The 14696-nt window shown below is 72.7% G+C and carries 12 protein-coding genes; 3 read left to right on the forward strand and 9 right to left on the reverse strand.

The annotated features are described in order from the left end of the window. A partial coding sequence (locus HMPREF9719_RS02140; protein WP_004600322.1) for a TPM domain-containing protein occupies positions 1-1969 on the forward strand: 1969 nt, incomplete at its 5' end. Between the two features lie 133 nt (positions 1970-2102). Here the strand turns inward: HMPREF9719_RS02140 and HMPREF9719_RS02145 are convergent. The 3 genes from HMPREF9719_RS02145 to HMPREF9719_RS02155 all read right to left on the reverse strand — a co-directional run bounded on the left by HMPREF9719_RS02145 (position 2103) and on the right by HMPREF9719_RS02155 (position 4669). Further along, a complete protein-coding gene (locus tag HMPREF9719_RS02145) occupies positions 2103-2579 on the reverse strand; it encodes a hypothetical protein (RefSeq protein WP_004600323.1) in 477 nt (158 codons plus the stop codon). Between the two features lie 84 nt (positions 2580-2663). Next, on the reverse strand, positions 2664-3290 hold the full coding sequence (locus HMPREF9719_RS02150) for a hypothetical protein (RefSeq protein ID WP_004600324.1): 627 nt from the start codon (positions 3288-3290) through the stop codon (positions 2664-2666). After that, positions 3284-4669, reverse strand: coding sequence for a glycine--tRNA ligase (locus tag HMPREF9719_RS02155; RefSeq protein ID WP_004600325.1), 1386 nt, complete (start codon positions 4667-4669; stop codon positions 3284-3286). Before HMPREF9719_RS02155 ends, HMPREF9719_RS02150 begins: the two co-directional genes overlap by 7 nt. A gap of 329 nt (positions 4670-4998) precedes the next feature. Here HMPREF9719_RS02155 and HMPREF9719_RS09385 point away from each other — a divergent pair, with 329 nt between their 5' ends. Further along, entirely contained in the window at positions 4999-5508 is a 510-nt protein-coding gene (locus HMPREF9719_RS09385; RefSeq protein ID WP_004600326.1) for an ArsR/SmtB family transcription factor, read from the forward strand. A 106-nt stretch (positions 5509-5614) separates the two neighbouring features. Next, positions 5615-6088, forward strand: coding sequence for a Fur family transcriptional regulator (locus tag HMPREF9719_RS02165; RefSeq protein WP_004600327.1), 474 nt, complete (start codon positions 5615-5617; stop codon positions 6086-6088). On the opposite strand, the gene HMPREF9719_RS02170 is transcribed toward HMPREF9719_RS02165, so the two are convergent. The 6 genes from HMPREF9719_RS02170 to HMPREF9719_RS09580 all read right to left on the reverse strand — a co-directional run bounded on the left by HMPREF9719_RS02170 (position 6085) and on the right by HMPREF9719_RS09580 (position 14655). Continuing rightward, positions 6085-7197: a VIT1/CCC1 transporter family protein gene (locus HMPREF9719_RS02170; RefSeq protein ID WP_004600328.1), complete on the reverse strand. Its 1113-nt coding sequence runs from the start codon at positions 7195-7197 to the stop codon at positions 6085-6087. The genes HMPREF9719_RS02165 and HMPREF9719_RS02170 overlap by 4 nt on opposite strands. A gap of 52 nt (positions 7198-7249) precedes the next feature. Continuing rightward, positions 7250-7987 (reverse strand): isoprenyl transferase, encoded by a 738-nt coding sequence (locus HMPREF9719_RS02175; RefSeq protein WP_038075035.1) that lies wholly within the window; start codon positions 7985-7987, stop codon positions 7250-7252. Positions 7988-8056: 69 nt separating this feature from the next. After that, complete coding sequence (recO, locus tag HMPREF9719_RS02180; RefSeq protein WP_004600330.1) at positions 8057-8809, reverse strand: DNA repair protein RecO; 753 nt, start codon at positions 8807-8809, stop codon at positions 8057-8059. Between the two features lie 4 nt (positions 8810-8813). Continuing rightward, positions 8814-9731 carry a GTPase Era gene (era, locus tag HMPREF9719_RS02185; RefSeq protein WP_038075032.1) on the reverse strand — a complete coding sequence of 306 codons (918 nt, stop codon included), beginning with the start codon at positions 9729-9731 and terminating at the stop codon, positions 8814-8816. Positions 9732-9825: 94 nt separating this feature from the next. Further along, entirely contained in the window at positions 9826-10689 is an 864-nt protein-coding gene (gene pdxY / locus HMPREF9719_RS02190; protein ID WP_004600332.1) for a pyridoxal kinase PdxY, read from the reverse strand. Between the two features lie 165 nt (positions 10690-10854). Continuing rightward, a complete protein-coding gene (locus HMPREF9719_RS09580) occupies positions 10855-14655 on the reverse strand; it encodes a YPDG domain-containing protein (RefSeq protein WP_004600333.1) in 3801 nt (1266 codons plus the stop codon). Positions 14656-14696: the final 41 nt, after the last annotated feature.

Here is a 14696-nt window from a genome sequence, read left to right on the forward strand (position 1 = left end):
GCTCACCCCCGCGATCGCCGCCGAGCAGCCCGCGGCCGTCCTCGCGCAGGCCCCCGCCGAGGCCGCGCCCGACGCCGCCGCGGCGGCCGCCAACCTCGAGTTCTCGTCCACCGACATCGCCGACGAGGCGGGCGTCCTCGACCCAGGCACGATCGAGGAGCTCCAGGGCCAGATCGACGAGTTCAAGGCCGATAGCGGCCGCGCGCTGCTCATCGTGTTCAGCAACGACTTAGGTTCGCGCAACAACGAGGAGATCTCCCAGGCGATCATGGCCGAGCACGGCGGCTCCAACACCGCTCTGCTCGCCGTGGACGTCGAGCACCGCATCAAGGCCATCGCCGCGGGCTCGCAGTGGAGCCAGTCCGAGGGCGAGCGCCTCGACGAGGCGACCGCCGCGCCGCTCGCGGGCGACGACTTCGCCGGCGCGGCCCGCGCCTTTATCGACGCGGCCGCCGGCAACTCCGGCGGCTCCGGCGGCGGCTGGGGCATCGTGCTCGGCGCCGGGGCGATCGTCGTCGTCGGCGGCGGGGGCCTGTGGCTCTACTCGCGGCGCAGCGGCAAGAAGCGCGAGGAAAACGAGCTCGAGCAGGCCCGCCGCGTCGAGCCCACCGACCACGCCCGGCTCGTCTCCCAGCCGCGCCACGCGCTCGAGACCCTCGCCGAGGAGGCGGTCGTCGCGACCGACGAGTCGATCCGCCTCGCGGACGAGGAGCTTCGGCTCGCGCGCTCCGAGTTCGGCGCGGAGCGCACCCGCCCCTTCGAGCGCGCGATGGAGCGCGCCACAACGGTCATGCGGCGCGCCTACCACACCGAGGAGCGCCTCGGCGGGCCGCTCGAGGAGGGCGAGCGCAAGAACATGCTCGCCGCGATCGTCTCCCACTGCGCGGAGGCCCAGGCCGAGCTCGACAAGCAGGCCGAGGCCTTCAAGGAGATGCGCGGCATCCTGCTCACCGCCGACACCAAGGTCTCCGAGCTCACGCAGCGCACCATCGACGTGCGCTCCCGCCTGCCGCGCGCCGAGGAGACGCTCGCCGCGCTCGGCGAGAAGCACTCCGCCGAGGCGCTGAGCTCCATTAGCGACAACGTCACGCTCGCCGCCGGCTCGCTCGACGAGGCCGAGCGCCACCTCGAGGAGGCCCGCGCGCTCGCCGACAAGCCCGCCGGCCAGCAGCAGGGCCTGGTCACCGCGATCCGCGACGGCGAGCACGCCGTCGAGGTCGCCGGGCGCATGCTCGCCGCGATCGAGAACGCCGACGAGGACATCCACGCCGCCGAGGACAACCTGCCCGATCTCATCGAGGAGATCTCCGGGGAGATCGACGAGGCCGCAGAGCTGCGCTCCAAGGGCCACGCGATCGGCACGAAGGCGAACTGGGACGACCTCGACCGGCTCGTCACGGAGGCGAAGGAGGCGCTCGCCGGCGCGCACGAGCGGGGCCGCTCCGACCCGCTGCGCACCATGCACGAGCTCACCGAGCTCGACTCGCGCATCGACGACGCGCTCGACCGGGTCCGGGAGAAGACCGCCGACCAGGCCCGCCTGCTCGAGCTCTACGGCAAGCAGGCCCGGGCCGCGCGCCGCGCGATCCAGGCCGCCGAGGACCTCGTCGCCTCCCGCGGCCGCATCGTCGGCCGCCAGCCGCGCGCCGCGCTCGAGGAGGCCAAGCGCATGCTCGAGGACGCCGAGGCGAGCCGCACCGACAACCCGCGCCAGGCCATCGAACAGGCCCGCGGCGCCGCGGAGCGCGCGGACGCCGCCCGCAAGGGCGCGCAGCGCGACGTCGACGACTACCGGCGCCGCCACTCCAGCGGCGGCGGGGGCGGCGGCGCGTTCCTCGCCGGGATGCTCGTCAACGGGATCTTGAGCTCCGGCTCGCGCGGCGGCGGCTTCGGCGGCGGCGGTTTCAGCGGCGGGGGCGGCTTCGGCGGCGGCGGGGGCGGCGGATTCTCCGCCGGCGGCCGCTTCTAGCGAGGCTCCCCGCGCCCGAATAGCTCTTTCGCCTCTCCCCCGCCCACGCGGCGGGGGATTTCTCGTCGCCGACCGCCGTCACCGGGGCCTGCCCTGCCGCCGCGGCCACGTCGAGCGGTTCCCGGGGCCGGGCTCAGGCGGGGCGCAGGGCGCGCGGCTGGTCGACGAGGCGGCACACCCAGGAGAGGAACGCCGCGTCGACGGCGGGCATGCCGGTGGGCTCCTCGGGGTCGGCCTCGCCGATGGACACCCCGGCGCGGGTGGGCCTAACGACCGCGACGGGGCGGCCCTGGGCGCGGATGGTGCGCGCCCGGGCCACCGACTTGCGGCGCACGAGCTCGTAGGCGCGCCCGTCGCACGACGCGGCAAGGGTGCGGACGGTCAGCCCGTCCTGCGCGGCGAGGAAGATCCGCCCGTCGCCCGCGGTCGCGCGCACCTTCACCGAGAACCGTGAGCTGAGCCGCTCGATGAGGAGGCGCTGCTCCGCGACGACGAGCACGTCGTTGCTCTCCCGGGCGACGACGGCGCCGCGCTCGTCGACGAGCTCGTCGCCCACCCAGCGCCACGCCCCGTCGAAGCCGGTGGCCTGCCGGTCGGCCCTCTCTGCCACGCCGGCCGCCTCCCTTCCGCGCGAGGTTTCGTCGTCCGATGACCTTTGGGGCACCAATCTACCCCCACGGGCGAGGTGTCGCCGCTAGAGGAGGAACGTCAGCAGCGCGAGGATCGTCGCGGCGACGAGCACGACGATAAGCACCGTCGAGGAGCGCTCGAGGCGGGCCTCGAGGATGAGGCGCGCGAACCAGCTGAGCGCCGCGACGTCCGCGTCGGTGAGCGCCACGGTGGCGGGGCTCTCCACGGCGGGGTCGGCGGCGTCGCGGGCTCCGGCGGCGGCCTCCGCGGTGGCGGGGCCCTCCGCGCCCGGGGAGGGCGCGCCGACGGGGCTCGTGGCGAGCTCGAGGACGGCGGAGCGCACCCCGCCGCCGGTGCCGGTGAACTGCGCGACCTTCGCGCCCTCGGCGTCGACGACGACCCAGTCGCCGCGCGCCTCGTTGACGAGTGTGAAGCGCCCGGCGGGAAGCTCCGCGACGAGCTCCTTGTCCCGCCCGAGGCGGCCGCGCAGGCGCATCACCTCGCCGTCCTCGCGGGTAATCGCCGCGCCCTCGTCGCCGCGCTCGAGGGTCCACTCCTCGCCGGCGACGGTGGCCTCGTCGGAGCCGAATTGGCCGAGCTCCGCGGGCCCGGACTCGACGAGCAGCGCGGTGCGGCGGCGCCTTTTGCCCCAGGAGGTGAAGCGCGCCTCGAAGGCGTCCTCGGCTAGCATCCGGCCAGCCGCGCGCCCAGGTAGGAGGCGAGCTCGGCGCGCGGGACGCGCTCCTGCTTCATCGAGTCGCGGTCGCGGACGGTCACGGCGTCGTCCTCGAGGCTGTCGAAGTCGACGGTGACGCAGTAGGGCGTGCCGATCTCGTCCTGGCGGCGGTAGCGCCGGCCGATCGCGCCGGAGGTGTCGACCTCGATGTTCCACAGGCCGCGCAGCTCGTTGGCGATCTCCCGGGCGAGCGGGCCGAGGGGCTCCTTCTTCGACAGCGGCAGGACCGCGACCTTGACCGGGGAGAGCCGGTAGTCGAGGCCCAGCACGGTGCGGGTGTCGGTGCCGCCCTTGGCGTTGGGCACCTCCTCCTCGCGGTAGGCGTCGACGAGGAAGGCCATCATCGCGCGGCCGAGGCCCGCGGCGGGCTCGATGGTGTAGGGCAGCCAGCGCTCGCCGGTCTCCTGCTCGAAGAAGGTGAGGTCCTCGCCGGAGCCCTCCTGGTGGACGCGCAGGTCGTAGTCGGTGCGGTTGGCCACGCCCTCGAGCTCGCCCCACTCGGAGCCGGTGAAGTGGAAGCGGTACTCCACGTCCACGGTGCGCTTCGAGTAGTGGGAGAGCTTCTCCTTCGGGTGCTCGTAGAGGCGCAGGTTGTCCTTGTTGATGCCGAGGTCGATGTACCAGTTGAGCCGGTCGTCGATCCAGCGCTGGTGCCACTCCTCGTCCTCGCCGGGCTTGACGAAGAACTCCATCTCCATCTGCTCGAACTCGCGGGTGCGGAAGATGAAGTTGCCCGGCGTGATCTCGTTGCGGAAGGACTTGCCGATGTTCGCGATGCCGAACGGGGGCTTCATCCGCGAGGAGGTCATGACGTTCTTGAAGTTGATGAAGATGCCCTGGGCGGTCTCGGGGCGGAGGTAGTGGAGGCCCTCCTCGTCGTCCACGGGGCCGAGGAACGTCTTGAGCAGCCCGGAGAAGTTCCGCGGCTCGGTCCACTTGCCCGGCTCCCCGGTCTCGGGGTCGTTGATGTCGGCGAGCCCGTTGGCCGGCGGGTGGCCGTGCTTCTCCTCGTAGGCCTCGAGCAGGTGGTCGGCGCGGTAGCGCTTGTGGGTGTGCAGCGACTCGACGAGCGGGTCGGTGAAGACCTCGACGTGGCCAGACGAGATCCACACCTGGCGCGGCTGGATCACCGAGGTATCGAGGCCCACGACGTCCTCGCGGGAGGTGACCATGTGGCGCCACCACTGGCGCTTTATGTTCTCCTTGAGCTCCACGCCGAGCGGACCGTAGTCCCACGCCGAGCGGGAGCCGCCGTAGATCTCGCCCGCCTGGTACACGAGTCCGCGGCGCTTACACAGGTTGACAACGGTATCGATCAGCGAGGACTTCGCCATGGTGAGTTGCGCTCCTTCACGACATGGGTGCGGCAGAAGACTTCGGCGCGGACCCTTCGCACCCAGCCCCGCCTTCGGGCCCGGGTCGGGAGTCCGCGACGGTTTTCATCCTACGTGGCGTGAGGAACGAGACAGCCACCGCCCCGCCGTGAGATTGCTTGCTCGCCGGGCGGGAGGCCAGGCAGGCCGCGCCCCGCCAACCGGGGCGGGCCGGCGGCCACCCGCGCGACACGCGCGCCTAGGCGCGGTGGTCGGTGCTGGCGAGGCGGCTTTTTTGACTAGTATTTGCTATACAATTAGCCAACTCGAGCACTGGAAGGGGCACCGACATGGCAGGACATTTCGCCGAGAATCCCGGGCGTTCAGGCGCCCCACTCGACGATCCCGCGGTGTGCCGCGCCGCGGGCGTTCTCGCCGCGCTCGACTCGCCGCTGCGCATCACCCTGTGCCGGCTGCTCGGGCGGCGCCCCCACGTCGTGCGCGAGCTCGTCGCCGCGCTCGGGCGCTCCCAGCCTTTAGTTTCCCAGCACCTCAAGATCCTCCGCACCGCCGGCGTCGTCGCCGCCGAGCGCCGCGGCCGGGAGGTCTCCTACCGGCTCGCCCGCCCCGAGGTCGCCGTGCTCATCGACCTCGCCGCGGAGCTCGCACGCCGCATCGAGACCGGCGACGAAACCCCCATCGAGCTGCGCGAGCTCAGCCTCGCCGCGGCGCAGCCCGCTGAAGACGACGGCGCGCCCGAGGCGCCCGCCCGGCCCGCCGGGGCGCTCGCGGCGATCGCCCCCGAGGAGCCCGCGGCCGAGGCCGACCCCGAGGCCGGCGCGCTGCGCCCGCCCTGCTGAGCCGCGCCCCGCCGCGCGCGGCCCTGGGGTTTTGTCCGCTCCCGTGGTTTAATGAAGGTGAAAACGAACTGAAAATCACGGTTAGCGCAAAGGAGCCCGATCAGCCATGGTGAGCCAGAAGGCACGCATCCCCAAGCTCGGCAGCCGCAGCACGCGCCAGCGCACCGCGGTCATCGACACGATCATCGACTTAGACAACTTCGCCTCCGCGAAGGAGATTCACCGCGAGCTCGAGCGCCGCGACGCGAAGGTCGGGCTGACCACCGTGTACCGCACCCTGCAGTCGCTCGCCGACGTCGACGCCGTCGACGTGTTGCGCATGGGCAACGGCGAGACCCTCTACCGGCACTGCATGACCGACCAGCACCACCACCACCTCGTGTGCGTGGACTGCGGCACGACCCTCGAGATCAAGGGCGGGCCCGTGGAGACGTGGGCCGAGGAGGTCGCCAAGGAGCACGGCTACACCCTTACCGGCCACGACGCGGAGATCTACGGCCGCTGCCCCGCCTGCCAGAAGGCCAAGACCGAGGAACGCGCCGCCGACGGCGAGGCCGACTCCGGGGAGGCCTCCGCCTAGCCGGCCACCTGCCCGAAGGCCAGGCCGATCACCCACGTCACCAGCGCCGCGCCCAGGCCCACGGCGAGCTGGCGCAGCGCGCGGCGCAGCGGCGGCTTCCCGGAGAGCACCCCGGTCAGCGCGCCGGTGCACGCCAGCGCGAGCGCCACGACGACGCACGCGACGACCGCGCCGAGGCCCGTGCCCGCCCCGAACGCGAAGGGCAGCACCGGCAACAGCGCCCCGGAGGCGAAGCAACAGAAGCTCGACGCCGCCGCGACGAGCGCCCCGTCGGCCGGGGCGTCCTCCCCGCCCCGGCGCCCCGCGCCGGGGAACGCCCCCGTCGCGCCGCCCGAGCGGCGCTTCACCGCGGCGAGCGTCTCCCGGGCGCGCTCCTCGGCGGCCTCCTCGCCCATGCCGCGCGCCCGGTAGACGAGCGCGAGCTCGTTGGCGTCGACGTCGAGGGCCGGCAGCGCGGCGCTCGCGTCGTCGCTCGGCTCGGAGGCCTCGACGAGCTCCGCCTGGGAGCGCACCGAGATGTACTCCCCCGCCGCCATCGACAGCGCCCCGGCGAGCAGCCCCGAGATGCCGGTGGCGAGCACCACCCCGCTCGGCAGGCCCGTGCCGAGCACGCCGAGCACGAGCGCGAGGTTGCTCACCAGCCCGTCGTTCGCGCCGAACACCGCGGCGCGGAACCCGCCCGACATGCGCTCCCGGCCGCGCGCCGCGAGCCCGCGGACGACCTCCGCGTGGATCCGCTCGTCGGCGGCGATCTGGTCGGAGGCGTCGTCGTCGTCGAGGTACGGGGTGCGCGTCTCGGCGTTCTGCATCATCGCCAACACGACGATCCAGCCGAAGCGGCGGGCCAGCCACGCCTTAAACCGCGTGCCCAGCCCCGGGGCGATGGGCATGCCCACCTCGTCGCCGAGCTTGTCGCGCCAGTACTCCTCGTGGCGGGACTCCGCCGCGGCGAGCTTCAAGAGGATGTCGCGCTCCTGGCCGGAGCGGCTGCGCGCCAGCTCCCGGTAGAGCGCCGCCTCGGCGCGCTCGTCGGCGAGGTAGCGGCGCCACCTCTTGATCTGCTTGGCCGACGGCCGTGTCTCGACGAGCTCGGAGTCCCTCTCGCCCACCTGCGCTTCGCCCCTCCCATCGGCGGCCCGCCGCCGCGCCGGGCGGGCCTATCTAGCGCGTCCCGCCGAACCTGCGGTCGCGGCGCGCGTACTCCTCGATCGCGCGGAACAGGTCCTCGGCGGTGAAATCAGGAAAGAGCTTATCTTGATAGACCAGCTCTGCATAGGCCGACTGCCACAACAGGAAGTTCGACAGCCGCCGCTCCCCGGAGGGCCTAAGGAAGAGGTCCACGTCGGGCATGCCGGGGTCGTAGAGGTAGCCGGCCAGCGTCTGCTCCGTCACGCGGGAGGGGCTCAGCCGTCCCTCGGCGGCGTCGCGGGCGAGCCTGCGGGCCGCGTCGACGAGCTCGGCGCGGGAGCCGTAGTTCACGCACATCGCCAGCGTCATGCGGGTGTTTCCCGCGGTGAGGCGCTCGGCCTCCTCGAGCTCCCGGATCACCGAACGCCACAACCTCGGCCTGCGGCCGACCCACACGACGCGCACGCCCTTGTCGTTGAGGACGTCGCGCTGGCGGCGCAGCACGTCGCGGTTGAAGCCCATGAGGAAGCGCACCTCGTCGGGGTTTCGGCGCCAGTTCTCCGTGGAGAACGCGTACGCCGAGAGGTACTCCACCCCCGCGGCGAGGCACGCGTCGATGACCTCCATGAGGACGGCCTCGCCGCGCCGGTGGCCCTCGGTGCGCGGCATGCCGCGCCGCTTCGCCCAGCGGCCGTTGCCATCCATGACGAGGGCGACGTGGCGCGGGATGCGCTCGGGGGGCAAGTCGGGGGGCACTAGCTTCTCGCTCACGCCACCCGATTCTGCCAAACCTCGCCCCGCCGGCGGCGCACGCCCGACCCGGGCGCGGCGGGCGGGTACCTAGGCGCCGCGCGCCGCGCCAAGCGCCCTGATCGAGCCCTCGAGGTGGTAGTGCAGGTGCGCGGTAACCAGCCGGTGCGCCTCGGCGGCGCGGCCCCGGCCCGCGTCGAGGATCGCTGACGCCTCCTCCTCGCGGCCGCGGCCGAGCAGCCACATGGCGTGGAGGACCTCCTCCTCGCAGCGCGCCGCGCCCGGCGGGCGGCACAGCCCGCACACCGCCCCGCCGGCGGGCGCGTGGAACGCGTGGTGGGGGCCCGGGCGGCCGCACTGCGCGCAGGAGAACAGCTCCGGCGCCCAGCCGGAGTGGCCCATGAGCTCGAGCAGCACCCGATCCAGCCCCGGGGTGGGGTCGGCCCCCTCGGGCAGGTCCGCCAGCCGGGAGAGGAAGCCCAAGACGGCGTCGAAGAAGAACGGGTCGCCGCCGTAATCGGCGACGGCGAGGCGCTCCGCGGCCTCGAGCGCGGCGCAGCCGGCGGCGTAGCGGTCGAAATCGCCGATGATGCGCGTCGAGAAGAACTCGACGGTGTCCGCGCCGGTGATGGTGGCGAGGTTCTTGCCCTCGTAGAGCTGCACGCTGAGCTCCACGAAGAGCTGGAGCCTCGAGCCGAAGCGCGAGCGGGCGCGGCGCACCCCCTTCGCCACGCCGCGCACCACCCCGTGGTCGCGGGTGAGCAGCACGATGACGCGGTCGGCCTCGGCGAAGTCATAAGTCCGGGTCACCAGCGCGAGGTCCCGGTAGCTCGGCCGGCGCACCTGGCTAGAACCCCAGCCGGCCCAGCGCCTTGGGGTCCTCCTGCCAGTCCTTGAGGACCTTGATGCGCAGGTCGAGGTACACGTTGCCGCCTAGAAGCTCCATAATCTTCGGGCGCGCGAGGTAGACGATCCGCTTGAGCCGCCGGTCCTGGTGGCCTTTCAGGATCGCCTTCTGGCCGGGGCGCTCGACGTAGATGATGGCGTGCACGTCCGTCACCCCGGGCCGGGTGGGGCTCGGCAGGATCTCGTCGACCTGGCAGGCCACTGAGTGGGGCAGCTCGTCGCGCAGCCCGCCAAGCGCCGTCTCCCGGATGAGCTCCGCGATGCGGGTCTCGACGTCGTCGTCGGTGACGTGGTCGTCCGGGTAGAACTTCGGCCCCTCGGGCAGAAGCCCCGAGACGAGCCCCGCGAGCTCGTCGACCTGCTCGCCGCTGCGCGCCGAGACGGGGATGACCTCGCACTCGCCGCCTAAGAGCTCGTGGACGGCGACGAGCTGCTCGGCGATGCGGTCCTTGGAGACCGTGTCGATCTTCGTCACCACCCCGATGAGCGTCGTCTTCGGCGCGACGCGGCGGACGTTCTCGACGATCCACCGGTCGCCCGGGCCGATCTTCTCGTTCGCGGGGATCGTCACGCCGATGACGTCGACGTCGGCGTAGGTCTCCTTGACCGCCTCATTGAGGCGCTCGCCCAACAGAGTGCGGGGCCGGTGCAGGCCCGGGGTGTCGACGACGACGATCTGCGCGTCCTCGCGCTGCACGAGCCCGCGGATCGCGTGCCTCGTCGTCTCCGGCTGGTCGGCGGTGATCGCGATCTTCTCGCCGACGAGCGCGTTCGTCAGCGTCGACTTGCCGGTGTTCGGCCGGCCCACGAAGCTCAAGAACCCGGAGCGGAAGCCCTCGGGGGTGTCACGGAAGTCGATTCCTCACTCACCTACTAGCACTAGAAAAGCCTGACAATGACGGTCCCGCCGCGGCGCCCCGCGGCGGGATTAGCATAGCGCGCCGATTGGTCCCCTACCCGCGGAGCGCGGCGGCGGGCACGGCGGTGAACTGGTGGCGCGGGCTGGCGAAGACGTCCTGGTTCTCGACGATCTTCAGTTCGCGGGAGCCGGCCTCCCGCGTCGCGGCGAGCAGGTCATAGACGCTCGAGGCGGTGCGCTCGAGGGACTCCTTCGCGTCCCCGGTGTCGATGTAGTGGCCCGTGAACAGCGCCGCGGTGACGTCGCCGGCGCCGTTGAACGCGCCCTCGACCTTCGGGGTCGCGACGAGCCACTCCCCCGAGTCGTCGGAGACGAGCAGCTCGACCTCGCCGTCCTTGGTCTCGGGGCGGTTAAGCGAGGTCACGAGGATCGTCTTCGGGCCGATCTCCTTCGCCCGCTCGACGGCGCCGAGCGTGTCCTCGAGGTCGCCCACCGGGTGGCCGGTGAGGTAGCCGAGCTCGAACTGGTTGGGCGTGATGATGTCCGCCGCCGGCACGACCGTGTCGCGCAGCAGCGGCGGGATCGAGTCGTCGACGAAGCAGCCGGTCTCGTCGCTGCCCATGACCGGGTCGCAGGCGTAGACGGCCTTCGGGTTCTCCTTCTTGATCGCCTCGACGGCCTTGACGATCGCGCCGCCGATATCGGGCCCGCCCTGGTACCCGGAGAGGATCGCGTCGATCTGGGGGAACGCGCCGCGCTTGCCGATGCCCTCGATGATCGCGGTGACCTCGTCCGCGGGGATGAGCGGCCCGGCCCACTCCCCGTAGCCCGTGTGGTTGGAGAAGTTCACCGTGTGCACCGGCCACACCTCGTGCCCGGCGCGCTGCAGCGGGAACACCGCCGCGGAGTTGCCGACGTGGCCGTAGGCGACGGACGACTGGATCGAGAGAATGCTCATGGCGCCATTCTGCCACGCCGCCTGGGCCGCGGGCCCGCGGCGGAGCCGACCGGGATCGAGCCCGCCCGCCCGGGTGCGCGACGGCCCCGAGGACGACGAGAAGGGCCCCGGCCGCTGGTTGCGGCCGGGGCCCTCATCTGGGGTTCCCCTAGCTGGGGTCAGGCGCTACTGGCGCCGGCGAGCGAAGAGCAGCGCCGCGCCGGCCGCGACAGCCGCCAGGCCGACGCCCGCGATCGCGAGCACCCCGCTCACGCCCGTGGACGCGAGGCTCGAGGGGGCACCCTGCTGCTGGGCGGGCGCGCCCTGCTGCTGCGGGGCGGCGTTCTGGGGCTGCTGGCCCGCGGGCTTCTCGCCCTCGGCGTCCTCGCGCTCGTGGACGTCCTGCTCGGCGCGGTCGATCGCCTCGGGGTCGGGCTCCGCCGGGACCTGGCCGGCGTCGTCGGCGCCCGGGCCGACCGGGATGCCGCCGTTGTCCTTGCCCTCGGGCTTCTCGGTCTCGCCGTCGCCCTTGGCGTCGCCGCCCTTGCCCTCGTCCTTGGGCTTGTCCTCGGGCTTCTCACCCTCGTTCCCGGGCTTCTCGGGCTGGCCCGGCTTGTCGTCGGGGTTCACCAGCGGCGGGGCCGGCTGGGGCTCGATGCCCGCGAACTCGACCGCGGCGTGCGAGTGGGAGCCGTCCGCGTAGCGCACGAGCACCGGGACGAGCGCCGGCTTGTCGGCCGGGAACTCCGGCAGGGTGACCACGCCGGTCTTCTCGTCGATGGTGGTGCCCTCCGGGGCGGAGGAGCCGATGAGCTCGAATCGGGCGCCCTCGGGGGCCTCGACCTTCTTGCCGGAGCGGTCGGCGAAGACCGGGCGGCCGGACTGCACGCCCTTCGCGTCCTCGTCCTGGTCCTCCTTGACCGGCTCGTAGGAGACCTCGAGCTGGCTGGCGACCGACTCCTCGTTGTCCTCATCCTTGTCGAGGGCGAGGAAGCGCACCTCGGCGACGGTCTCGGAGCCGTCGGGGAAGGTCACCTTGAGCGGCACGACGACGTCGGTGTCGGTCGCGGCGCCGGTGAGCGTGACCTCGCCGGTCTTCTCGTCGACGGAGGCGCCCTTCGGGGCGGTCTCCTTGATGAGCTCGAAGCGGGTGCCCTCCGGGACCTTGCGGGCGCCCGGCTTGACCTGCGCCTCGACGGCCTCGGACTCGGCCGTCTCGGTGGCGGTCCCGTCGAGGTTCTCCTCGCCGGCGGAGAGCCGGTAGGAGACGGCCTCGGGCTCGGGCTCGCCCTCCGGCTCCTCGCCGGGCTGGCCCTCGTCGCCGGGGTTGTCCTGCTCGTCGGGCTGGACCTCGCGCTCGACGAGGGTGGGCTCGCCGGAGCGGCGCACGTTCTCGTCGGCCTCGTCGCGGCCGTCGGCGACGTCGTCGTACTCGACCTGGAAGCGCTCCGCGAGGGTGGCCTCGAGCTCGGGCTCCTCGGTCTCGCCGCCGAGGCTCCCGGAGAACCGCACGGAGGCCTTCGCCTCGTAGTCCTCGTCCGCGCCGGAGGTGACGACCACCGGGACGTTGAGGGTGACGCCGGTCAGCGCCGACTCGGGCACGGTGACGACGCCGGTCTTCTCGTCGACGGTGGCGCCCTCGGGGGCGCCCTCGCCGAGCGCGAAGTGGACGTCCTCCGGGGCCTTGGCGAGCTCGCCCTCGTCGTCGACGAAGAACGGCGTGCCGGACTGGATGCCCTCGGCGTCCTTGTCCTGGTCGTGCATGACCGTCTCGTAGACCGGGCGGCCGACCTCGTCGGAGATCTCGCCCTCGTCGTCGGCGCCGGCGGGGGCGACGAAGACGCGCGCCTCGCCCTGGCCCTCGAGCTGGCCGAGCGGGCCGCGCTGCTCGACGGGCACGGTGAGGCCCTCCTCGGGCAGCTCGGCGGCGGGCCCGGCGGTGAGCGTGAGCTTGCCGGTCTCGGGGTCGAGCTCGAGGACGATCTCGTCCTCGCCCTCCGGCTCGCCGGCGCGCAGGACGTTGGGGTTCTCCTCGTCCGCCGCGAGGCCCTCGGGCAGCTCCTCGCCGAAGGCGAAGGTGGAGCCCTCGTGGGCCTCGACGGGCTCGCCGTCGGCGGTGGTGAGCGTCGGCTCGGCGCTCGCGGTGCGCTCCTCGGCGTCCGGGGCGATGCGCAGCTCGTCGTAGCCGATGACGTGCGGCTCGGCCTGGACGAGGAAGGACGTCGCGGCGACGACGTGGTCGCCGCTGCGCAGCACGGCGGTGTAGACGTCGCCGTTCTCCGCGTCCTTCGGCACCTCGAGCTTGGCGCACTCGCCGGCCTGCTCCGGGGTGACACCGCACTCGCGGACCTCCTCGCCGTCCGGGCCATACCAGACGACGGAGTTCTCGAGGTTGGCGAGCTTCCCGTCGACCGACAGGGAGACCTCGTCGCCCGGGCGGGCCGGGTTCTCCTGGTGGTCGCGGTCGAGCGAGAGCTCGGTGCCGGGCGCGTCGATGAGCGCGATGTTCACGTTCATCCACTTGCCGCCGCCGTCCTTGATGTTGTTGGTCAGCAGCTTCTTCCAGTTCTCCTTGTCCTTCAGGAGGTCAAGGATCTTCTGGGGGATGACGCCCGGGCCCTTGGTGGCGATGTCGATGCCCTCGCGCAGGACGTCGCGCCAGCGGTCGCCCGCGTCGAACGGGTCGAGCGGCGGCAGCCACGGGGTGTTGTAGTTCGGGGCGTTGAAGACCGGCTGATGGTAGGCGCTGTAGCCGGGCACGACGTTGCCCTCGGGGTCCTCGACCCAGATGTAGAGGTTGTGCTGGTTGTAGTCCGTGTTCTTCGGGAAGCGGACCCGGAACTTGCCGTCCTTGTCGACCTTCGCGCTCGAGGTCGCCGCGATGTACTCGGGGTGCTCCTCGAGGAGGGCCTTGGTGCGCTCGGCCTTCTTCGCCGGGTCCTGCACCTTGAGGATGCGGTTGGCGCGGGAGCCCTCGTGGGTGAGCGTCGAGACGTGCACGGTGTAGCCGTCCGCGCCGCGGTCGCCGATGCCGTTGTAGGCCTTGGCGGTGTTGGTGTCGTTGCCGCGCTCGATCCACACGCGGCCGTCGACGAAGTGGTTGCCGCGGATGAGGTCGCCGATCGGCCCGAGCAGCGGCTCCTTGGGCTGGATGGGCTTCTCCGCGGAGACGTAGTCGCCCGGCTTCTCGTAGAACCACAGCGCGGTGCGGTGGATGTTGCCCGGCGCGTCCTTGACGACGCCCTCGTTGGTCATCTCGGGCTTGAAGTTGCGGAACGCGTTGGGGATGCCCGCGCCGGACTGGCGGAACTGGACGAGCTCGTTGCCGGTGGAGGGGTTGACGGTGTCGTCGGCCCAGATGCGGAAGCGCTGGTTGGCCTGGTCGGAGCCGAAGACGTGCTTGGTGCCGTTGGCGTCGGTCCACTCGGGGATCTTGAAGGCGAAGGCGCCGGTGCCGCCGTTGGCGTGGTCGGGCAGCTCGTGGACGGCGGCGGAGTAGACCGGCGAGACCGAGCCGTCGGCGTCGATCCACTGGGCGTAGACGGCGGTGCCCGCGGGGGCGCCCTCGTTGCCGTGGCGGGAGTTGGTGGTCAGCCAGCCGATCGGGCGGGGGTTAACGACCCACGCGTGCCCGGAGATCGTCGACGCGCCCTCCTCGTTGTTCTCGAGCTGGGCGCCGTCGGTGATGATCCCCTGCGCGATCGCGTCGGCGGGGATGGCCTCGGCGGCGGGGGCCTCGGCGGGCTCGCCGCCCTCCGGGTCGACCTCGGGGGCGCCCTCGCCCTCCGGCGCGGTCGTCGAGACGGCCACGTCGTCCGGGTTCTGGGGGGCCTCCTGGGCACCGGCGATGCCCGCGCCAGCCACGGAGGTGACCGTAAGCACGACGGTGGCACCCGCGCCGAGCAGCCCGCGGGTCAGGCGCCCGGGGCGCTGAATCCCGGCGAGCGCGCGGGCGCTGGCCGAACGCTGCGGCAGGTGGGAATCCATGGTTCTCCTCTCGCGATGGTTCCTCCGCCCCCGGCGCCTGG

Source organism: Corynebacterium otitidis ATCC 51513, from assembly GCF_000296405.1.
GTDB classification, from domain to species: Bacteria; Actinomycetota; Actinomycetes; order Mycobacteriales; family Mycobacteriaceae; genus Corynebacterium; species Corynebacterium otitidis.

Bases quoted from the DNA above. Each gene is read 5' to 3' on its own strand.
- HMPREF9719_RS02150 (WP_004600324.1), bottom strand. From the start codon at position 3,290: ATGCTAGCCGAGGACGCCTTCGAGGCGCGCTTCACCTCCTGGGGCAAA.
- HMPREF9719_RS02155 (WP_004600325.1), bottom strand. From the start codon at position 4,669: ATGGCGAAGTCCTCGCTGATCGATACCGTTGTCAACCTGTGTAAGCGC.
- HMPREF9719_RS09385 (WP_004600326.1), top strand. From the start codon at position 4,999: ATGGCAGGACATTTCGCCGAGAATCCCGGGCGTTCAGGCGCCCCACTC.
- HMPREF9719_RS02165 (WP_004600327.1), top strand. From the start codon at position 5,615: ATGGTGAGCCAGAAGGCACGCATCCCCAAGCTCGGCAGCCGCAGCACG.
- pdxY (WP_004600332.1), bottom strand. From the start codon at position 10,689: ATGAGCATTCTCTCGATCCAGTCGTCCGTCGCCTACGGCCACGTCGGC.
- HMPREF9719_RS09580 (WP_004600333.1), bottom strand. From the start codon at position 14,655: ATGGATTCCCACCTGCCGCAGCGTTCGGCCAGCGCCCGCGCGCTCGCC.